A 21004-nucleotide genomic window follows, 5' to 3' on the forward strand; every position below is an offset into this window, starting at 1 on the left:
AGGTCCGTTACCCATGGACGCTCAGCAGTACAGCGATGACGCCCGGCCCGTGCTCGAGGCCCCGGACATCGCGCGGGTTCTGACCCGCATCGCCCACGAGATCGTCGAGCGCGCCAAGGGCGCGGACGACGTGGTTCTCCTCGGTATCCCCACCCGCGGTGTCTTCCTCGCCCGCCGGCTGGCCGAGAAGCTCGAATCGATCACCGGCACCAAGATCCCGGTCGGTTCCCTCGACATCACGATGTACCGGGACGACCTGCGGCTGAAGCCGGCCCGCGCCCTCGGCCGCACCGACATCCCCGGCGACGGCATCGACGGCCGCCTCGTCGTCCTCGTCGACGACGTGCTCTTCTCCGGCCGCACCATCCGCGCCGCCCTCGACGCCCTCGGCGACATCGGCCGCCCGCGCGCCGTCCAGCTCGCGGTCCTCGTCGACCGCGGCCACCGCGAACTTCCGATCCGCGCCGACTACGTCGGCAAGAACCTCCCCACGTCGCTGCGGGAGACGGTCAAGGTCCAGCTCGCCGAGGAAGACGGTCGCGACACCGTCCTGCTCGGTTCCAAGACCTCCGCCTAGCCGGACCGGCTTCCCCGCGGGGCAGGGGCACACCCCTGCGCCCCCGCATGCCCTCGCACCTCCCCACCACGGAGAGAAACCCCGATGATGCGTCACCTCATCTCGGCCGCCGACCTCACCCGCGACGACGCCGTCCTGATCCTCGACACCGCCGAGGAGATGGCCCGGGTGGCCGACCGGCCCATCAAGAAGCTGCCGGCCCTGCGCGGCCGGACCATCTGCAACCTGTTCTTCGAGGACTCCACCCGGACCCGGATCTCCTTCGAGGCCGCCGAGAAGCGCCTCTCCGCCGACGTGATCAACTTCGCGGCCAAGGGCTCCAGCGTCTCGAAGGGCGAGTCCCTCAAGGACACCGCGCAGACCCTTGAGGCCATGGGCGTCGACGCGGTCGTCATCCGGCACGGCGCCTCCGGCGCCCCGTACCGCCTCGCCACCTCCGGCTGGATCGACGCCCCCGTCGTCAACGCCGGCGACGGCACCCACCAGCACCCCACCCAGGCCCTCCTGGACGCCTTCACCATGCGCCGCCGGCTGGTCGGCCGTGACGCGGGCCTCGGCAAGGACCTGGCCGGCCGGCGCATCACGATCGTCGGCGACGTCCTGCACAGCCGGGTCGCCCGCTCCAACGTCGACCTGCTGCACACCCTCGGCGCCGAGGTCACCCTGGTGGCCCCGCCGACCCTCGTCCCCGTCGGCGTCGAGACCTGGCCCTGCGAGATCTCGTACGACCTCGACCGGGTGCTGCCGAAGTCCGACGCGGTGATGATGCTGCGTGTGCAGCGAGAGCGGATGAACGCCGCCTTCTTCCCCACCGAGCGCGAGTACTCGCGCCGGTACGGGCTCGACGGCGACCGGATGGCGAAGATGCCCGAGCACGCCATCGTCATGCACCCCGGACCCATGGTCCGCGGCATGGAGATCACCGCCGAGGTCGCCGACTCCGACCGCTGCACGGTGATCGAGCAGGTCGCCAACGGCGTCTCGATCCGGATGGCCGTCCTCTACCTGCTGCTCGGCGGCAACGACTCCGCCGCCACCGCCCCCAGCACCACCCGCACCGAGGAGAGCAAGTAATCATGAGCAAGATCCTTATCCGTGGTGCGCAGGTGCTCGGCGGCGAGGCCCAGGACGTCCTGATCGACGGCGAGACCATCGCAGCGGTCGGTACGGGCCTGTCGGCCGAGGGCGCGACGGTCATCGAGGCCGAGGGGCAGATCCTGCTGCCCGGCCTGGTCGACCTCCACACCCACCTGCGCGAGCCCGGCCGCGAGGACTCCGAGACCGTCCTCACCGGCACCCGCGCCGCCGCCTCCGGCGGCTACACCGCCGTCTTCGCCATGGCCAACACCCACCCGGTCGCCGACACCGCCGGTGTCGTCGAGCAGGTCTACCGGCTCGGCAAGGAGTCCGGCTACTGCGACGTCCAGCCCATCGGCGCCGTCACCGTCGGCCTGGAGGGCAAGAAGCTCGCCGAGCTCGGCGCCATGCACGACTCCGCCGCCGGCGTCACCGTCTTCTCCGACGACGGCAAGTGCGTCGACGACGCCGTGATCATGCGCCGGGCCCTGGAGTACGTGAAGGCCTTCGGCGGCGTCGTCGCCCAGCACGCCCAGGAGCCCCGCCTCACCGAGGGCGCCCAGATGAACGAGGGCATCGTCTCCGCCGAGCTCGGCCTCGGCGGCTGGCCGGCCGTCGCCGAGGAGTCGATCATCGCGCGCGACGTCCTCCTCGCCGAGCACGTCGGCTCCCGCGTCCACATCTGCCACCTCTCCACCGCCGGCTCCGTCGAGATCGTCCGCTGGGCCAAGGCCCGCGGCATCGACGTCACCGCCGAGGTCACCCCGCACCACCTCCTCCTCACGGACGAGCTGGTCCGCTCGTACAACCCCGTCTACAAGGTCAACCCGCCGCTGCGCACCGAGAAGGACGTCCTCGCGCTGCGCGAGGCGCTGGCCGACGGCACGATCGACATCGTCGCCACCGACCACGCCCCGCACCCGCACGAGGACAAGGACTGCGAGTGGGCCGCCGCCGCCATGGGCATGGTCGGCCTGGAGACCGCCCTCTCCGTCGTCCAGCAGACGATGGTCGAGACCGGCCTCCTCGACTGGGCCGGCGTCGCCGACCGCATGTCCTTCGCCCCGGCCCGCATCGGACAGGCCAAGGGCCACGGACGCCCCGTCTCGGCTGGTGAGCCCGCGAACCTGACGCTGGTCGATCCGGCTTACCGTGGTGTCGTGGACCCCGCGGACTTCGCCTCCCGCAGCCGCAACACCCCCTACGAGGGCCGTGAGCTGCCGGGACGCGTCACCCACACCATCCTGCGGGGCCGGGCAACGGTCGTGGACGGGAAGCTGGCGTGACACCACTCATCGCAATCGCCGCAGAGGCAGCGGATCAGAAGTCGGCGGAAGTGACCGACTGGGCCGGCCGGATCGGCTGGGTCGCCGGACTGCTGCTCTTCGTCGTCCTCGTCTACTGGCTGATGCGCCAGGGCTGGAAGTGGCGCGGCAGCCTCCAGTCGGACCTGCCCGAACTCCCCACCGCGCCGGAGGCTCCCGGAGCGGCGAAACTGACTCTCAGCGGGCGCTACCACGGGTCCACGACGGCCGGGCAGTGGCTCGACCGGATCGTCGCCCACGGCCTCGGCACCCGCAGCCGCGTCGAGCTCACGCTCACCGACGCCGGAATCACGGTCGTACGCCCCGGGGCGAACGACTTCTTCATCCCGACGGACGCCCTGCGCGAGGCCCGCCTCGACAAGGGCATCGCCGGCAAGGTCCTCGCCGAGGGCGGCCTGCTGATCGTCACCTGGGCCCACGGCGAGAAGCTGCTCGACTCCGGCTTCCGCTCCGACCGGGCGGCCGAGCACACCGCCTGGGTCGAGGCCCTCAACTCCATGAACAACACCACGACGGAAGGCATCGCACGATGACGACCTCCACAAGGGGAGCCGCCAAGACTCCCGCCGTACTCGTCCTGGAGGACGGCCGCATCTTCCGCGGCCGCGCCTACGGGGCCGTGGGGGAGACCTTCGGCGAGGCCGTGTTCTCCACCGGCATGACCGGCTACCAGGAGACCCTCACCGACCCGTCGTACCACCGCCAGGTGGTCGTCATGACCGCCCCGCACGTCGGCAACACCGGCGTCAACGACGAAGACCCCGAGTCCGGCCGCATCTGGGTCTCCGGCTACGTCGTCCGCGACCCCGCCCGCGTCTCCTCCAACTGGCGCGCCCGGCGCTCGCTGGACGAGGAGCTGGAGCGCCAGGGCGTCGTCGGCATCTCCGGCATCGACACCCGCGCCCTCACCCGCCACCTGCGCGAGCGCGGCGCCATGCGCGTCGGCATCTTCTCCGGCGACGCCTGGACCGGCATCCGCGACGAGGCCCTCCTCGCGAAGGTTCAGCAGCAGCCCCAGATGAAGGGCGCGAACCTCTCCGCAGAGGTCGCCACCAAGGAGACGTACGTCGTCCCCGCGATCGGTACGAGGAAGTTCACCGTCGCCGCTGTCGACCTCGGCATCAAGGGCATGACCCCGCACCGGATGGCCGAGCGCGGCATCGAGGTCCACGTGCTGCCCGCCACCGCCACCGCCGAGGACATCTACGCGGTGAACCCGGACGGCGTCTTCTTCTCCAACGGCCCGGGCGACCCGGCCACCGCCGACGGCCCCGTCGCCGTCATGCGCGCCGTCCTGGAGCGCAAGACCCCGCTCTTCGGCATCTGCTTCGGCAACCAGATCCTCGGTCGCGCCCTCGGCTTCGGCACCTACAAGCTGAAGTACGGCCACCGCGGCATCAACCAGCCGGTCCAGGACCGCACCACGGGCAAGGTCGAGGTCACCGCGCACAACCACGGCTTCGCCGTCGACGCGCCCCTCGACAAGGTCTCCGACACCCCCTACGGGCGCGCCGAGGTCTCCCATGTCTGCCTGAACGACCAGGTCGTCGAAGGTCTCCGGCTGCTCGACCAGCCGGCCTTCTCCGTCCAGTACCACCCCGAGGCGGCCGCGGGCCCGCACGACGCCGCGTACCTCTTCGACCGTTTCGTATCGCTGATGGAGGCCGAGCGTGCCTAAGCGCACCGATATCCAGTCCGTCCTGGTCATCGGCTCCGGCCCGATCGTCATCGGACAGGCCGCCGAGTTCGACTACTCCGGCACCCAGGCCTGCCGCATCCTCAAGGCCGAGGGCCTGCGGGTCATCCTGGTCAACTCCAACCCGGCCACGATCATGACCGACCCGGAGATCGCCGACGCCACGTACGTCGAGCCGATCACCCCCGAGTTCGTCGAGAAGATCATCGCCAAGGAGCGCCCCGACGCCCTCCTGCCCACCCTCGGCGGCCAGACCGCGCTCAACACCGCGATCTCCATGCACGAGCAGGGCGTCCTGGAGAAGTACGGCGTCGAGCTCATCGGCGCCAACGTCGAGGCCATCAACAAGGGCGAGGACCGCGACCTCTTCAAGGGCGTCGTCGAGGCCGTCAAGGCCAAGATCGGCTACGGCGAGTCCGCCCGCTCGGTCATCTGCCACACCATGGACGACGTCATCAAGGGCGTCGACACCCTCGGCGGCTACCCCGTCGTCGTCCGCCCCTCCTTCACCATGGGCGGCGCCGGCTCCGGCTTCGCGCACGACGAGGGCGAGCTGCGCCGCATCGCCGGCCAGGGCCTCACGCTCTCCCCGACCACCGAGGTGCTCCTGGAGGAGTCCATCCTCGGCTGGAAGGAGTACGAGCTGGAGCTGATGCGCGACAAGAACGACAACGTCGTGGTGGTCTGCTCCATTGAGAACTTCGACCCGATGGGCGTCCACACCGGTGACTCGATCACCGTCGCCCCGGCGATGACGCTCACCGACCGCGAGTACCAGCGGCTGCGCGACATCGGCATCGCGATCATCCGCGAGGTCGGCGTCGACACCGGCGGCTGCAACATCCAGTTCGCGATCGACCCGGTCGACGGCCGGATCATCGTCATCGAGATGAACCCCCGCGTCTCCCGCTCCTCGGCGCTCGCCTCCAAGGCGACCGGCTTCCCGATCGCCAAGATCGCGGCCCGTCTCGCCGTCGGCTACACGCTGGACGAGATCCCGAACGACATCACGGAGAAGACCCCGGCGTCCTTCGAGCCCTCGCTCGACTACGTCGTCGTCAAGGCCCCGCGCTTCGCCTTCGAGAAGTTCCCCTCCGCCGACTCCACGCTGACCACGACCATGAAGTCGGTCGGCGAGGCCATGGCGATCGGCCGTAACTTCACCGAGGCGCTCCAGAAGGCGCTGCGCTCCCTGGAGAAGAAGGGCTCGCAGTTCACCTTCGTCGGCGAGCCCGGCGACAAGGACGAGCTCCTGAGCGCGTCGGTCCGCCCGACCGACGGCCGCATCAACACCGTGATGCAGGCCATCCGCGCCGGCGCCACCCCGCAGGAGGTCTTCGACGCCACGAAGATCGACCCGTGGTTCGTCGACCAGCTCTTCCTGATCAAGGAGATCGCCGACGAGCTGACCGCCGCCGAGAAGCTCGACCCCGAGATCCTCGCCGAGGCCAAGCGCCACGGCTTCTCCGACGCCCAGATCGCCGAGATCCGCGGCCTGCGCGAGGACGTCGTCCGCGAGGTCCGGCACGCCCTCGGCGTCCGCCCGGTCTACAAGACGGTCGACACCTGCGCCGCCGAGTTCGCCGCCAAGACCCCGTACTTCTACTCGTCGTACGACGAGGAGAACGAGGTCGCGCCGCGCACCAAGCCCGCCGTGATCATCCTGGGCTCCGGCCCGAACCGCATCGGCCAGGGCATCGAGTTCGACTACTCCTGCGTCCACGCCTCCTTCGCACTCAGCGACGCCGGCTACGAGACCGTGATGGTCAACTGCAACCCGGAGACCGTCTCGACGGACTACGACACCTCCGACCGCCTGTACTTCGAGCCGCTGACGCTCGAGGACGTGCTGGAGATCGTCCACGCCGAGACCCTCGCAGGCCCCGTCGCCGGTGTCGTCGTCCAGCTCGGCGGCCAGACCCCGCTGGGCCTGTCGCAGGCGCTCAAGGACAACGGCGTGCCGGTCGTCGGTACCCCGCCGGAGGCCATCCACGCCGCCGAGGACCGCGGAGCCTTCGGCCAGGTCCTCGCCGAGGCCGGCCTCCCCGCCCCGAAGCACGGCACCGCGACCACCTTCGCCGGCGCCAAGGCCATCGCCGACGAGATCGGCTACCCCGTCCTCGTACGCCCGTCGTACGTGCTCGGCGGCCGTGGCATGGAGATCGTGTACGACGAGACCCGCCTCGAGTCGTACATCGCCGAGTCCACCGAGATCAGCCCCACCCGGCCGGTCCTGGTCGACCGCTTCCTCGACGACGCCATCGAGATCGACGTCGACGCCCTCTACGACGGCCACGAGCTCTACCTCGGCGGCGTCATGGAGCACATCGAGGAAGCCGGCATCCACTCCGGCGACTCGGCCTGCGCCCTGCCCCCGATCACCCTCGGCGGCTTCGACATCAAGCGCCTGCGCATCTCCACCGAGGCGATCGCCAAGGGCGTCGGCGTCCGCGGCCTGATCAACATCCAGTTCGCCATGGCCGGCGACATCCTCTACGTCCTGGAGGCCAACCCCCGCGCCTCCCGGACCGTCCCCTTCACCTCGAAGGCGACCGCCGTCCCGCTCGCGAAGGCCGCCGCCCGCATCTCGCTGGGCGCCACCATCGCCGAGCTGCGCGAAGAGGGCCTGCTGCCGAAGAACGGCGACGGCGGCACCCTGCCGATCGACGCGCCGATCTCCGTCAAGGAGGCCGTCATGCCGTGGTCGCGCTTCCGCGACATCCACGGCCGCGGCGTCGACACCGTCCTCGGCCCGGAGATGCGCTCCACCGGCGAGGTCATGGGAATCGACGCGGTCTTCGGCACGGCGTACGCCAAGTCGCAGGCCGGCGCCTACGGCCCGCTGCCCACCAAGGGCCGCGCGTTCATCTCCGTCGCCAACCGCGACAAGCGCTCGATGATCTTCCCGGCGCGCGAGCTCGTCGCCCACGGCTTCGAACTGCTCGCCACCTCCGGCACCGCCGAGGTCCTCAAGCGCAACGGCATCAATGCCACGATCGTGCGCAAGCTCAGCGAGGGCGAGGGCCCGAACGGCGAGAAGACCGTCGTCCAGCTGATCCACGACGGCCAGGTCGACCTGATCGTCAACACCCCGTACGGCACCGGCGGCCGCCTCGACGGCTACGAGATCCGTACGGCCGCGGTGGCGCGCGGCGTCCCGTGCCTCACCACGGTCCAGGCGCTCGCCGCGGCCGTCCAGGGCATCGACGCGCTCAACCACGGCGACGTCGGCGTCCGCTCGCTCCAGGAACACGCGGAGCATCTGACCGCGGCCCGCGACTAGCAGCCCGTACGAAGCAGGGGGACACCGGAAACACCGCGGTGTCCCCCTCTTCATGAGCACACCTGGATCTCCCGCATGTACAAGTTCTTCTTCCACCTGGTCTTCAAGCGCATGGACCCCGAGGAGGCCCACTACCTGGCCTTCCGCTGGATCCGCCTCGCCGCCCGCGTCCCCGTCCTCCGGACCTTCGTCGCCGCCGTCCTGGCGCCCCGGTACAAGGAGCTGCGCACCGAGGCCCTCGGCCTCCGCATGCACGGCCCCTTCGGTCTCGCCGCCGGCTTCGACAAGAACGCCGTCGCCATCGACGGCATGGCGATGCTCGGCTTCGACCACGTCGAGATCGGCACCGTCACCGGCGAGGCCCAGCCCGGCAACCCCAAGAAGCGCCTCTTCCGGCTGGTCCCGGACCGCGCCCTGATCAACCGCATGGGCTTCAACAACGAGGGCTCCGCCGCCGTCGCCGACCGCCTCCACGCGCGCGTGCCGGTCTTCAGGACCGTCGTGGGCGTCAACATCGGCAAGACCAAGGTCGTCCCGGAGTCCGAGGCCGCCGCCGACTACGTGAAGTCCACCGAGCGCCTCGCCGCGCACGCCGACTACCTGGTCGTGAACGTCTCCTCGCCGAACACCCCCGGGCTGCGCAACCTCCAGGCCACCGAGTCGCTGCGCCCGCTGCTCACGGCCGTACGGGAAGCGGCGGACAACGCGGTCACCGACCGCCGGGTCCCCCTCCTCGTCAAGATCGCCCCCGACCTCGCCGACGAGGACGTCGACGCCGTCGCCGACCTGGCCCTGGAGCTCGGCCTCGACGGCATCATCGCCACCAACACCACCATCGCCCGCGAGGGCCTCGGCCTGACGTCCGACCCGGCGCTGGTCAAGGAGACCGGCGGTCTGTCCGGCGCGCCCGTCAAGGAGCGCTCCCTGGCCGTCCTGCGCCGCCTCCACGCGCGCGTGGGGGACCGGATCGTCCTGGTGGGCGTCGGCGGCATCGAGAACGCCGAGGACGCCTGGCAGCGCATCCTCGCCGGAGCGACCCTGATCCAGGGCTACAGCGCCTTCATCTACGAGGGCCCGTTCTACGCCCGCGCGATCCACAAGGGCCTCGCCGCGCGCCTCTCCGCCTCTCCGTACGCCACCCTCGCCGAAGCCGTCGGCGCCGACTCCCGAAAGGCCGCCAAGTGACCCTCTCCTTCGGCACCCGCCTGCGCTCCGCCATGGACGAGCGCGGCCCGCTCTGCGTCGGCATCGACCCGCACGCCGCCCTGCTCGACTCCTGGGGCCTGACCGACGACATCGCCGGCCTGGAGCGCTTCACCTTCACGGTCGTCGAGGCGCTCGCCGGCACCGTCGCCGTCTTCAAGCCGCAGGCCGCCTTCTTCGAGCGCTTCGGCTCGCGCGGCATCGCCGTCCTGGAGCGCGCCGTCGCCGACGTGCGCGCCGAGGGCGGCCTGGTCGTCATGGACGCCAAGCGCGGCGACATCGGCTCCACGATGGCCGCGTACGCGGAGGCGTTCCTCCGCAAGGACTCCCCGCTCTTCTCCGACGCGCTGACGGTCTCCCCGTACCTCGGCTACGGCTCCCTGAAGCCGGCCGTCGACCTGGCCCGGGAGTCCGGTGCCGGTCTCTTCGTGCTGGCGCTCACCTCGAACCCGGAGGGTGCGGAGGTCCAGCGGGCCGTCCGCGCGGACGGGCGCACCATCGGCGCGACCATGCTGGCGCACCTCGCCGAGGAGAACGCGGGGGAGACCCCCATGGGCTCCTTCGGCGCGGTCGTCGGTGCCACGCTCGGCGACCTGTCCTCGTTCGACCTGGACATCAACGGCCCGCTTCTCGCGCCCGGCATCGGCGCCCAGGGCGCGACCCCGGCCGACCTCCCCGCCGTCTTCGGCGCGGCCGTCCGCAACGTCGTCCCGAACGTCAGTCGGGGTGTTCTCCGTCACGGTCCGGACGTGTCCGCCCTGCGGGCCTCGGCGGCCCGGTACGCGGACGAGATCCGCGCGGCCGTCGGCGCGTGAGCGCGTTTCCGCCGGGCTCGCGGTCAATCCGCAGGTCGGAGCGGATCGGCCCGCGGGATCGGCCGTGAATCGGCCGTGAATCGGTCCGGCGAGAGGAACCGTCTCGCCGGCCGTCTCACTACTTGACGAAAACTTGGCTCAAAACCGGGTCGTTATGCCGGAAAAGTCCTGGTCGGTCGATGCTGACCAGGACTTTTCCGCTGTTCTCGCTGACTGGAGCGGCCTCGGCCGCTAGTCTCCGGGGCAGAGCAGGCGTTCAACGGCCACGCCGTTGAACGTTGCTCCACTGGTGTGGGGCGCTGGGTTCCTCACCGGTCCGTATCCGACAGATCGACATCCGAGGTGACGTAGGCGTGGCTCTTCCGCCCCTTACCCCTGAACAGCGCGCAGCCGCGCTCGAAAAGGCCGCCGCGGCTCGCCGGGAGCGGGCCGAGGTCAAGAATCGACTCAAGCACTCCGGCGCCTCCCTCCAGGAGGTCATCAAGACCGGGCAGGAGAACGACGTCATCGGCAAGATGAAGGTCTCCGCTCTGCTCGAGTCCCTGCCCGGCGTGGGCAAGGTCCGCGCCAAGCAGATCATGGAGCGCCTCGGCATCTCCGAGAGCCGCCGAGTCCGTGGTCTCGGCTCCAACCAGATCGCCTCCCTGGAGCGCGAGTTCGGCAGCACCGGCGCCTGATCCGGGACACGCGTCCCGGGCACACCGGTAAAGCTGGAATAATCGCTGCATGGCAGCAGAGGTACGTCCGCGGCTGACCGTGCTCTCCGGCCCCTCAGGGGTCGGCAAGAGCACGGTCGTCGCTCATATGCGCAAGGTCCACCCCGAGGTCTGGCTCTCGGTGTCGGCCACGACACGAAAGCCCCGCCCCGGCGAGAAGCACGGCGTCCACTATTTCTTCGTCACGGACGACGAGTTCGACAAGCTGATCGCCAACGGTGAACTCCTCGAATGGGCCGAGTTCGCGGGCAACCGCTACGGCACCCCGCGTGGCGCGGTCCTCGACCGCCTCGACTCGGGAGAGCCCGTACTCCTCGAGATCGACCTCCAGGGCGCCCGTCAGGTCAAGGACTCGATGCCCGAGTCCCAGCTGGTCTTCCTGGCCCCGCCGAGCTGGGAGGAGCTGGTCCGCCGGCTCACTGGCCGCGGCACCGAGTCGCCCGAGGTCATCGAGCGCCGGCTGGCGGCCGCGAAGGTCGAGCTGGCCGCCGAATCGGAGTTCGACACCACGCTCGTCAACACCTCAGTCGAGGACGTCGCCCGCGAGCTGCTAACGTTGATGCTGCTGTCTTCTGGGGACCCGGACATCAGTGGCTGACGCCACAGGCCCCCAGACCCCACAGTGTCTGTCTGATCTTTTTTCCATCTTCGGAAGGTAGAGCGTGTCCTCTTCGATGACTGCGCCCGAGGGCATTATCAACCCGCCGATCGACGAGCTGCTCGAGGCAACCGACTCGAAGTACAGCCTCGTGATCTACGCGGCCAAGCGCGCGCGTCAGATCAACGCGTACTACTCCCAGCTCGGCGAGGGCCTGCTGGAGTACGTGGGTCCGCTCGTCGACACCCACGTCCACGAGAAGCCGCTCTCGATCGCCCTGCGGGAGATCAACGCGGGTCTGCTGACGTCCGAGGCCATCGAGGGCCCGGCGCAGTAAGCACGTAACGTTCGTCACCGAAGGCCCGGCGGAACAACCGCCGGGCCTTTGGTGTCTCATGGAGGCGCAGGCATCCGAGTGCGGAAAGTGTCCGAGTGCGGGGAGTGGCAGTGGTGACGAAGCCGAAGGTCGTTCTGGGCGTCAGCGGCGGCATCGCCGCCTACAAGGCGTGCGAGCTGCTGCGCCGGCTCACCGAGTCGGGCCACGACGTGCGCGTCGTGCCCACCGACTCCGCCCTCCACTTCGTCGGCGCGGCGACCTGGTCCGCGCTCTCCGGACACCCCGTCTCGACCGAGGTGTGGGAGTCGGTCCACGAGGTGCCGCACGTACGGATCGGCCAGGGCGCCGACCTCGTCGTCGTCGCCCCCGCCACCGCCGACATGCTGGCCAAGGCTGCCCACGGCCTTGCCGACGACCTCCTCACCAACACGCTGCTCACGGCTCGCTGTCCGGTCGTCTTCGCCCCGGCGATGCACACCGAGATGTGGGAGCACCCGGCCACCCAGGAGAACGTGGCCACGCTGCGCCGCCGCGGCGCCGTCGTCATCGAGCCCGCCGTCGGCCGCCTGACCGGCGTCGACACCGGCAAGGGACGGCTGCCGGACCCCGCCGAGATCTTCGAGGTCTGCCGGCGGATCGTCGCGCGCGGCGTCACCGCCCCCGACCTCGCCGGACGTCACGTCGTGGTCAGCGCGGGCGGCACCCGCGAGCCCCTCGACCCCGTCCGCTACCTGGGCAACCGCTCCTCCGGCAAGCAGGGGTACGCCCTGGCCAGGGCGGCCGCCGCGCGCGGGGCCCGGGTCACGCTCGTCGAGGCCAATACCGGCATCCCCGACCCCGCCGGGGTCGACGTGGTCCACGTCGGCACCGCCCTCCAGCTCCGTGAGGCCGTCCTCAAGGCCGCGGGAGACGCCGACGCCGTGGTGATGGCCGCCGCCGTGGCCGACTTCCGCCCGGCCGTCTACGCCTCGGGGAAGATCAAGAAGAAGGACGACGGGGGAGCGCCGACCGTCGAACTCGTCCGCAACCCCGACATCCTCGCCGAGCTCTCCACCGACCGCGCCCTGCCGGGTCAGGTCGTCGTCGGCTTCGCCGCCGAGACCGACGACGTCCTCGCCAACGGACGCGAGAAGCTCCGCCGCAAGGGCTGCGACCTGCTCGTCGTCAACGAGGTGGGGGAGCGCAAGACCTTCGGCTCCGAGGAGAACGAGGCTGTCGTGCTCGCGGCGGACGGCGCCGAGACCCCTGTGCCGTACGGGCCCAAGGAGGCGCTCGCCGAGACGGTCTGGGACCTGGCCCTGCCGCTTCTCCGCCCCACTGTCTGACGGACCTCACGGGGGATCGGACGCGCTCGATCCTGGCGCGGTGTCACCCTGCGGAGGCGTTCCGCAGGGTGGGAAACGCCGACTCGCGAGTGATTCCCGAGTGATTTACGCCCCACCGGAAGGGGCGCTCCCGCCGGGCCGGACGCCGGTTCCGGTCACCGCCGACCATTCGCCAGGCGAGACACCTGGTCCATTGCCCGACCACGACCGATAGACTGTTCGTGGAACGTCGCGGGGCGCAGCCCCCTGCCGGTCCGTCACGAGTAGCCAGCAGCCGCTGCAACCCCAGGGAGCGTTGTGTCCCGTCGTCTGTTCACCTCGGAGTCCGTCACCGAGGGTCACCCCGACAAGATCGCTGACCAGATCAGCGACACCATCCTCGACGCACTGCTGCGAGAGGACCCCACCTCGCGCGTCGCCGTCGAGACGCTGATCACCACCGGCCTGGTGCACGTCGCCGGCGAGGTGACCACCAAGGCGTGGGCGGACATCCCCACCCTCGTCCGGAACAAGATCCTCGAGATCGGTTACGACTCCTCGAAGAAGGGCTTCGACGGCGCCTCCTGCGGCGTGTCGGTGTCCATCGGGTCGCAGTCCCCGGACATCGCGCAGGGTGTCGACACCGCGTACGAGAAGCGGGTCGAAGGCGACGAGGACGAGCTCGACAAGCAGGGCGCGGGCGACCAGGGCCTGATGTTCGGCTACGCCTCGGACGAGACGCCCGAGCTGATGCCGCTGCCGATCCACATCGCGCACCGCCTCTCGCGCCGCCTCACCGAGGTCCGCAAGAACGGGACCATCCCGTACCTGCGTCCCGACGGCAAGACCCAGGTCACCATCGAGTACGACGGCGACAAGGCCGTCCGCCTCGACACGGTCGTCGTCTCCTCGCAGCACGCCTCCGACATCGACCTCGAGTCGCTGCTCGCCCCCGACATCCGCGAGTTCGTCGTCGAGCACGTGCTCGCGCAGCTCGTCGAGGACGGCATCAAGCTCGACACCGACGGCTACCGTCTCCTGGTGAACCCGACCGGGCGGTTCGAGATCGGCGGCCCGATGGGCGACGCCGGCCTCACCGGCCGGAAGATCATCATCGACACGTACGGCGGCATGGCCCGGCACGGCGGCGGCGCCTTCTCCGGCAAGGACCCGTCGAAGGTCGACCGGTCGGCCGCGTACGCGATGCGCTGGGTCGCGAAGAACGTCGTCGCCGCGGGCCTCGCCTCGCGCTGCGAGGTCCAGGTCGCCTACGCGATCGGCAAGGCCGAGCCCGTCGGCCTCTTCGTCGAGACCTTCGGCACGAACACGGTCGACACCGAGAAGATCGAGAACGCCATCGGCGAGGTCTTCGACCTGCGCCCGGCCGCGATCATCCGCGACCTCGACCTGCTCCGCCCGATCTACTCGCAGACCGCGGCCTACGGCCACTTCGGCCGCGAGCTGCCGGACTTCACCTGGGAGCGCACGGACCGCGTGGACGCCCTGAAGAAGGCCGCCGGACTGTAATACCCGGAGTCCCGGAGGGCGAGAGCTCCCGGAACTCCCGGCTGCACGTGACGGAAGCCCGGTACCCCTTGGGGGACCGGGCTTTCCGTCTGCCCGACTGTCGGTGCCGTCTGGTAGGTATGGGGCTGTGAGCAGCGAGAAGGAGAATTCCGACGGGCCCGAGCAGCTCGCGCTCATTCGGGAGACCGTCCGGAAGGCGAACGTGCCGAAGGCCAAGCCGCGGACCTGGCGAGGGGCCGCGCTGGCCAAGGAGCTGCCCGTCGCCCGGGTCGTCGTGAACAAGGGGGCGCTCCACCTCGACCAGTTCTTCGACTACGCGGTCCCCGAGGAACTGGACGACGCCGCCCGGCCCGGCGTCCGTGTCCGGGTGCGGTTCGGGGCGGGCGCGCACCAGGTGCGGAACGGGCGCCGCGAGGGCGGCCGGCTGATCGACGGCTTCCTCGTCGAGCGGCGGGCCACCTCCGACTACTCCGGACCCCTCGCCGCCCTCGCCGACGTCGTCTCGCCCGAGCCGGTCCTCGGCCCCGAGCTCCTCGGCCTCGCCCGGGCCGTCGCCGACCGGTACGCGGGCAGCCTCGCCGACGTGCTTCAGCTCGCCGTGCCACCGCGCAGCGCCCGCGCCGAAGGCCGGACCTCGCCGGAGCCCCTGCCGCCGCCGAAGCCCCCGGAGCCGGGGAGCTGGACGCGGTACGAGCAGGGGCCCGCCTTCCTGGACTCCCTCGCGCGCGGCGGCGCGCCCCGAGCCGTGTGGAACGCGCTGCCGGGACCGCACTGGGCCGAGGAGATCGCCCGGGCCGTCGCCGCGACCCTGGCATCCGGCCGGGGTGCGCTCGTCGTCGTACCGGACGGCCGGGCGGCCGGGCGGGTCGACGCGGCGCTGACCGAGGTCCTGGGGCCCGGGCGGCACGCGCTGCTCACCGCCGACGCGGGCCCCGAGAAGCGGTACGGGCAGTGGCTCGCCGTCCGGCGCGGCTCCGTGCGGGCCGTCGTCGGCACCCGGGCCGCGATGTTCGCCCCCGTACGGGACCTCGGCCTCGTCGTCATCTGGGACGACGGCGACGGCAGCCACAGCGAGCCGCACGCCCCGCAGCCCCACGCGCGCGACGTACTGATCCTGCGTGCCACCCACGACCGGTGCGCCTTCCTCCTCGGTGGCACCAGCTGCACCGTCGAGGCGGCCCAGCTCGTCGAGTCCGGCTGGGCCAAGGCGCTGACCGCCGGACGCGAGCAGGTCCGCAGGGCGGCCCCGCTGATCCGGACCGTCGGCGACGGCGAGCTGGCCCGCGACGAGGCCGCCCGCGCCGCCCGGCTGCCCTCCCTGGCCTGGCAGGCCGTACGGGAGGGGCTGAAGACCGGGCCGGTGCTCGTCCAGGTCCCCCGGCGCGGATACGTACCCCGGCTGGCCTGCGAGCGCTGCCGCACGCCTGCCCGCTGCCGCCACTGCGCCGGACCCCTGGAGGCCCCCGAGCAGCAGGAGCTGCGCTGCGGCTGGTGCGGTAACGGAGCTCCCGACTGGCACTGCGTGGCGTGCGGCTCGAACCGGCTGCGGGCCCAGGTGGTCGGCGCGCGGCGCACGGCGGAGGAGCTCGGCCGGGCGTTCCCCGCGGTGCCCGTACGGACCTCGGGGCGCGACCACATCCTGGACACCGTGCCCGGACGGCCCGCGCTCGTCGTCTCCACCCCGGGCGCCGAACCCGTCGCCGAGGGCGGCTACGCGGCCGCGCTGCTGCTCGACGGCTGGGCCATGCTCGGCCGGCCCGACCTGCGCGCGGGCGAGGAGGCGTTGCGCCGCTGGATCGACGCGGCCTCGCTGGTGCGGGGCCAGCCCGACGGCGGCACGGTGGTCGTGGTCGCCGAGCCGACGCTGCGGCCGGTCCAGGCACTCGTCCGCTGGGACCCGGTGGGGCACGCCCAGCGGGAGCTGGCCGAGCGGGCCGAACTGGGCTTCCCGCCGGTCTCCCGGATGGCGGCGGTGTCCGGTCCGCCGGAGGCCGTCGAGGGGTTCCTCGCGGTGGCGGGGCTGCCGGGCGACGCGGAGGTCCTCGGTCCGGTGCCGCTGCCGGTGGTCCGCCCCGGCGGGCCGCGCCGGCCCGGTGACCCGCCCCCCGGCGAGCAGTGGGACCGCGCCCTGGTCAGGGTGCCGCCGGGCAGCGGGGCGGCCCTGGCGGCGGCCCTCAAGCAGGCCCGGGCGGCCGGGCTCGCGCGCGGCGGGGGCGAACCCGTGCGGATCCGCGTCGACCCGCCGGACATCGGCTGAGGCCCGCCGGCGTCGGCCGGTACGCCCGACGGCCGCCGGCCCCGGTGGGGCGGGCGGCCGTCGGAGGCTCGGCGGGTCAGCCGTTGCGCGGGCCGGGGAAGGCCGACGGGCGCGTGTCCTCGCGGAGGGTGGCGCTGCCCGAGGTGGGCTGCGGCGGCATCGATCGGGCGGCGGGCACCGAGGGAAGGGGACGGGCCACGCCCGGCTCCGTACCGTGGTCCTGCTGCTCGGCGACGGTGCCCGGCTGGGGCGCGCGCCGGGCACCGTAACGGCGGTGGACGGCCTGCTTGGTGACACCGAGCGCGGAACCCACCGCGTCCCACGAGAAACCGAGCGAGCGGTCGAAGTCGACCGCCGCGGTCACCAGGGTCTCGACGCTGTCCCGCAGCTCCTGGGCGAGGCGTACGGTCGGGGCGGGCGCGCGCCCGTAGACGACGAAGCCCGTCGACGGGCCGGAGCGGCGGGGACGGTAGACGTTGCCCAACTGGGCCGTGAGCGTGCGCAGTGCGTCCACCTGCCGCCGGACCCGCTCGATGTCCCGCACCAACAGGTGCAGACTCGCCCGGGCTTGGGCGTCGTGGGTTGCGTGGTCGGCCATGTGAAAGCCTCTCGAACCGGCGTGTAAAGGGGGCGGGTCGCAGGGGGGGAGCGGCGACCCGATTCGGTCAATCTCTCTTGACCAACGCGCCACCGGGAGTTGGGTCACGCTGCGGGGGCGTACACGCATATGCGCGGGGCGCTCGTCCTCACGTACGCCCCTGGGGGTGGCGCGCGGCCGGTCCCCACGCCACCCCTGACGCCTGCCGTCCGGCGCTTGCCGTCCGGCGCCTGCCGTCCATAGGGGGTGCCTTGTCGATCAGGCCGGGCTCGCCGACAAGGCACCCCCTAGACTGGTGTGTCGCTCGCAACGCCCCCGGACAGACAGGCAGCCGCCACCCATGAAGCTCGTCTTCGCAGGCACCCCCGAGGTAGCCGTACCCGCCCTGGACGCCCTGCTCGCCTCCGGCCGGCACGAGGTGGCCGCTGTCGTCACCCGCCCGGACGCCCCGGCGGGGCGCGGCCGGCGGCTCGTCGCCAGTCCGGTGGCCCAGCGGGCCGAGGAGGCCGGGATCGAGGTCCTCAAGCCGGTCAAGCCCCGTGACGAGGACTTCCTCGCCCGGCTCCGGGAGATCGCCCCGGACTGCTGCCCGGTCGTCGCCTACGGCGCGCTGCTTCCCAAGGTCGCCCTCGACATCCCGGCGCGGGGCTGGGTCAACCTGCACTTCTCGCTGCTGCCCGCGTGGCGCGGCGCGGCGCCGGTGCAGCACTCCCTGATGGCGGGCGACCAGGTGACGGGCGCGTCCACGTTCCTGATCGAGGAGGGCCTCGACTCGGGCCCGGTCTACGGCGTCGTCACCGAGGACGTCCGCCCGACCGACACCAGCGGCGACCTGCTGACCCGGCTCGCCTTCGCGGGCGCCGGGCTGCTCGCCGCGACCATGGACGGCATCGAGGACGGCAACCTCCAGGCCGTACCGCAGCCCGTCGAGGGCATCACCCTCGCACCGAAGATCCAGGTCGAGGACGCGCACGTCGACTTCGCGGCCCCCGCCCTGCGGGTCGACCGCGTGGTCCGCGGCTGCACCCCGGCGCCCGGCGCCTGGACCGTCTTCCGCGGCGAGCGCCTCAAGCTGATCCAGGTCACCCCCCTCCCGGACCGCGCCGACCTGGCCCCCGGCGAGCTCGCGGTCGGCAAGAACAACGTGTACGCGGGCACCGGCTCGTACGCCGTCGAGCTCCTCTGGGTCCAGCCGCAGGGCAAGAAGCCGATGAAGGCCGCCGACTGGGCGCGCGGCGTCCGCATCGCCGCGGGCGAGCGACTGGGAGTCTAGGGGCGGCTCGGCCGCCCCGGGCGCGGGTGGGGGCGCGGCGGACGTAGTCTTGGAGGGTTCGACCTCTTCATTTCGTCACGCGGAGCACCTTTGAGCGAGCAGGCAAGTCGCCGTCCCCACAAGCCCTACCGGAGGCCCCAGAAGGACCCCGTCCGGATGCTCGCCTTCGAGGCACTGAGGGCGGTGGACGAGCGCGACGCCTACGCCAACCTGGTACTGCCGCCGCTCCTCAAGAAGGCCCGGGAGAAGGGCGACTTCGACGGGCGCGACGCGGCCCTCGCGACCGAACTCGTCTACGGGACGCTGCGGCGCCAGGGCACGTACGACGCGATCATCTCCGCCTGCATCGACCGGCCCCTGCGCGAGGTCGACCCGCCCGTGCTCGACGTGCTCGCGCTCGGCGCCCACCAGCTGCTCGGCACCCGGATCCCCACGCACGCGGCCGTCTCCGCCAGCGTCGAGCTCGCCCGGGTGGTGCTCGGCGACGGGCGGGCCAAGTTCGTGAACGCCGTGCTGCGGAAGATCTCGCAGCAGGACCTCGACGCCTGGGTGGCGCAGGTCGCCCCGCCGTACGACAAGGACGCCGAGGACCACCTCGCCGTCGTCCACTCGCACCCGCGCTGGGTCGTCTCGGCGCTCTGGGACGCCCTCGGCGGCGGCCGCGCCGGCATCGAGGACCTCCTGGAGGCCGACAACGAGCGCCCCGAGGTCACCCTCGTCGCCCGCCCCGGCCGCTCCACCACCGAGGAGCTCGCCGCGGCCACCGAGACGCTGCCCGGCCGCTGGTCCCCGTACGCCCTCCGGATGGCCGAGGGCGGCGAGCCCGGCGCCATCGAGGCGATCAAGGACGGCAGTGCCGGTGTCCAGGACGAGGGCAGCCAGCTCGTCGCGATCGCCCTCGCCAACGCGCCGCTCGAAGGGTCCGACGCCCGCTGGCTCGACGGCTGCGCGGGACCCGGCGGCAAGGCCGCCCTCCTCGCCGCCCTCGCCTCCGAGCGCGGCGCCGCGCTCCTCGCCTCCGAGAAGCAGCCGCACCGCGCCCGGCTCGTCGAGCGCGCCCTCGCCGGCAACCCCGGGCCCTACCAGGTCATCGCCGCCGACGGCACCCGCCCGCCGTGGCGCCCCGGCTCCTTCGACCGCGTCCTGATGGACGTCCCCTGCTCGGGTCTCGGCGCGCTGCGCCGCCGCCCCGAGGCCCGCTGGCGCCGTCGCCCCGAGGACCTGGACGGCTTCGCCCCGCTCCAGCGCGGACTGCTCACGGAGGCCCTGCGGGCCGTGCGCGTCGGCGGGATCGTCGGGTACGCGACCTGCTCGCCGCACCTGGCCGAGACCCGCGTGGTCGTCGACGACGTCCTGAAGAAGGTCGGCGGCGCCGAGCTGATCGACGCCCGTCCGCTGCTGCCCGGCGTCCCGGCGCTCGGCGACGGCCCGGACATCCAGCTCTGGCCGCATCTGCACGGCACGGACGCCATGTATCTGGCGCTGCTGCGCCGCACGGTCTGACCCCCGAGCCTCCCGGGGCACCCGCCCCTTCGATCACCTGACCGCATTCTCCCGGTCCGTCCCGGTCCAGGACTCGTCACTTCGTACCGAAATTGGTCTGGACCGGATCCGAAACCGCTCAGCGGCAAAGAAGTACCCAAGAACGTGGGAGGCTTGGCACATGGCGCAGATCAACCCCAGCATCCTGTCCGCGGACTTCGCCCGGCTCGCCGAGGAGGCGAAGGCCGTCGAGGGCGCCGACTGGCTGCACGTCGACGTGATGGACAACCACTTCGTGCCCAACCTGACGCTGGGGGTGCCGATCGTCGAGTCGCTCGCCCGGGCGACGGGGACGCCGCTCGACTGCCACCTCATGATCGAGGACCCCGACCGCTGGGCGCCCCAGTACGTGGAGGCGGGCGCCGGGTCGGTGACCTTCCACGTGGAGGCCGCGGCCGCTCCCGTGCGGCTCGCGCGGGAGATCCGGGCCAAGGGCGCACGTGCCTCGATGGCGCTCAAGCCGGCCACGCCGATCGAGCCGTACGAGGACCTGCTCCCCGAGCTCGACATGCTGCTGATCATGACGGTCGAGCCGGGCTTCGGCGGCCAGGCCTTCCTCGACATCATGCTGCCCAAGATCCGCCGCACCCGTGAGCTGATCTCCAAGCACGGTCTGGAGCTGTGGCTCCAGGTCGACGGCGGGGTCGCCGAATCCACCATCGAGCGGTGCGCCGAGGCCGGCGCCGACGTGTTCGTCGCGGGCTCGGCGGTCTACGGCGCGGCGGACCCGGCGGCCGCCGTGGCCTCGCTGCGGGCCCGCGCCGAGGCCACGACGGCCTCCGCCGCGTGGGCATGTGGCCACTGAGCCTCCGCCGGATGAACGCGGCCCGTCGGGCCGCCGACAGGACTGATCAAGGCCCGCCGGATCTGACAGGA

18 protein-coding genes are annotated in these 21004 nt (G+C 72.0%); 17 read left to right on the top strand and 1 reads right to left on the bottom strand.

All coding sequences use genetic code 11. The features are described from left to right. The first annotated feature begins 13 nt into the window (after positions 1-13). The 14 genes from pyrR to OG357_RS32625 all read left to right on the top strand — a co-directional run bounded on the left by pyrR (position 14) and on the right by OG357_RS32625 (position 16715). On the top strand, positions 14-577 hold the full coding sequence (gene pyrR, locus OG357_RS32560; RefSeq protein ID WP_329624523.1) for a bifunctional pyr operon transcriptional regulator/uracil phosphoribosyltransferase PyrR: 564 nt from the start codon (positions 14-16) through the stop codon (positions 575-577). 84 nt (positions 578-661) lie between these two features. Further along, complete coding sequence (locus tag OG357_RS32565) at positions 662-1651, top strand: aspartate carbamoyltransferase catalytic subunit (RefSeq protein WP_329624524.1); 990 nt, start codon at positions 662-664, stop codon at positions 1649-1651. Positions 1652-1653: 2 nt separating this feature from the next. Then, positions 1654-2940, top strand: coding sequence for a dihydroorotase (locus OG357_RS32570; RefSeq protein ID WP_329624525.1), 1287 nt, complete (start codon positions 1654-1656; stop codon positions 2938-2940). Then, positions 2937-3512 carry a PH-like domain-containing protein gene (locus tag OG357_RS32575; RefSeq protein WP_329624526.1) on the top strand — a complete coding sequence of 192 codons (576 nt, stop codon included), beginning with the start codon at positions 2937-2939 and terminating at the stop codon, positions 3510-3512. Before OG357_RS32570 ends, OG357_RS32575 begins: the two co-directional genes overlap by 4 nt. Then, positions 3509-4657, top strand: coding sequence for a glutamine-hydrolyzing carbamoyl-phosphate synthase small subunit (gene carA / locus OG357_RS32580; RefSeq protein WP_329624527.1), 1149 nt, complete (start codon positions 3509-3511; stop codon positions 4655-4657). The genes OG357_RS32575 and carA overlap by 4 nt, the downstream gene beginning before the upstream one ends. Continuing rightward, a complete protein-coding gene (carB, locus tag OG357_RS32585; protein WP_329624528.1) occupies positions 4650-7958 on the top strand; it encodes a carbamoyl-phosphate synthase large subunit in 3309 nt (1102 codons plus the stop codon). The genes carA and carB overlap by 8 nt, the downstream gene beginning before the upstream one ends. A gap of 75 nt (positions 7959-8033) precedes the next feature. Further along, on the top strand, positions 8034-9143 hold the full coding sequence (locus OG357_RS32590) for a quinone-dependent dihydroorotate dehydrogenase (protein WP_329624529.1): 1110 nt from the start codon (positions 8034-8036) through the stop codon (positions 9141-9143). Next, complete coding sequence (gene pyrF / locus OG357_RS32595; RefSeq protein ID WP_329624530.1) at positions 9140-9976, top strand: orotidine-5'-phosphate decarboxylase; 837 nt, start codon at positions 9140-9142, stop codon at positions 9974-9976. The genes OG357_RS32590 and pyrF overlap by 4 nt, the downstream gene beginning before the upstream one ends. A 353-nt stretch (positions 9977-10329) precedes the next feature. Continuing rightward, complete coding sequence (locus OG357_RS32600; RefSeq protein ID WP_030008746.1) at positions 10330-10653, top strand: integration host factor; 324 nt, start codon at positions 10330-10332, stop codon at positions 10651-10653. Between the two features lie 49 nt (positions 10654-10702). Next, the gene (gene gmk / locus OG357_RS32605) at positions 10703-11290 is read left to right on the top strand and encodes a guanylate kinase (protein WP_317593769.1); all 588 of its coding nucleotides are present in this window, start codon (positions 10703-10705) and stop codon (positions 11288-11290) included. Positions 11291-11354: 64 nt separating this feature from the next. Continuing rightward, positions 11355-11627 (top strand): DNA-directed RNA polymerase subunit omega, encoded by a 273-nt coding sequence (gene rpoZ / locus OG357_RS32610; protein ID WP_017242218.1) that lies wholly within the window; start codon positions 11355-11357, stop codon positions 11625-11627. Between the two features lie 113 nt (positions 11628-11740). Next, positions 11741-12952 (top strand): bifunctional phosphopantothenoylcysteine decarboxylase/phosphopantothenate--cysteine ligase CoaBC, encoded by a 1212-nt coding sequence (gene coaBC, locus OG357_RS32615; protein WP_329624531.1) that lies wholly within the window; start codon positions 11741-11743, stop codon positions 12950-12952. Positions 12953-13249: 297 nt separating this feature from the next. Next, a complete protein-coding gene (gene metK / locus OG357_RS32620; protein ID WP_150272137.1) occupies positions 13250-14458 on the top strand; it encodes a methionine adenosyltransferase in 1209 nt (402 codons plus the stop codon). 127 nt (positions 14459-14585) lie between these two features. Further along, positions 14586-16715, top strand: coding sequence for a primosomal protein N' (locus OG357_RS32625; protein WP_329624532.1), 2130 nt, complete (start codon positions 14586-14588; stop codon positions 16713-16715). Between the two features lie 76 nt (positions 16716-16791). Here the strand turns inward: OG357_RS32625 and OG357_RS32630 are convergent, their stop codons facing one another. Next, positions 16792-17313, bottom strand: coding sequence for a hypothetical protein (locus OG357_RS32630; RefSeq protein ID WP_329624533.1), 522 nt, complete (start codon positions 17311-17313; stop codon positions 16792-16794). 340 nt (positions 17314-17653) lie between these two features. On the opposite strand from OG357_RS32630, the gene fmt reads away from it, so the two are divergent. The 3 genes from fmt to rpe all read left to right on the top strand — a co-directional run bounded on the left by fmt (position 17654) and on the right by rpe (position 20933). Beyond that, entirely contained in the window at positions 17654-18586 is a 933-nt protein-coding gene (gene fmt, locus OG357_RS32635; protein WP_329624534.1) for a methionyl-tRNA formyltransferase, read from the top strand. Positions 18587-18676: 90 nt separating this feature from the next. After that, the gene (locus OG357_RS32640; protein ID WP_329624535.1) at positions 18677-20089 is read left to right on the top strand and encodes an RsmB/NOP family class I SAM-dependent RNA methyltransferase; all 1413 of its coding nucleotides are present in this window, start codon (positions 18677-18679) and stop codon (positions 20087-20089) included. Positions 20090-20249: 160 nt separating this feature from the next. Then, complete coding sequence (rpe, locus tag OG357_RS32645; RefSeq protein WP_024760842.1) at positions 20250-20933, top strand: ribulose-phosphate 3-epimerase; 684 nt, start codon at positions 20250-20252, stop codon at positions 20931-20933. The last annotated feature ends 71 nt before the right edge of the window (positions 20934-21004 follow it).

Source organism: Streptomyces sp. NBC_01255, assembly GCF_036226445.1.
In the GTDB taxonomy this organism is placed as follows: domain Bacteria; phylum Actinomycetota; class Actinomycetes; order Streptomycetales; family Streptomycetaceae; genus Streptomyces.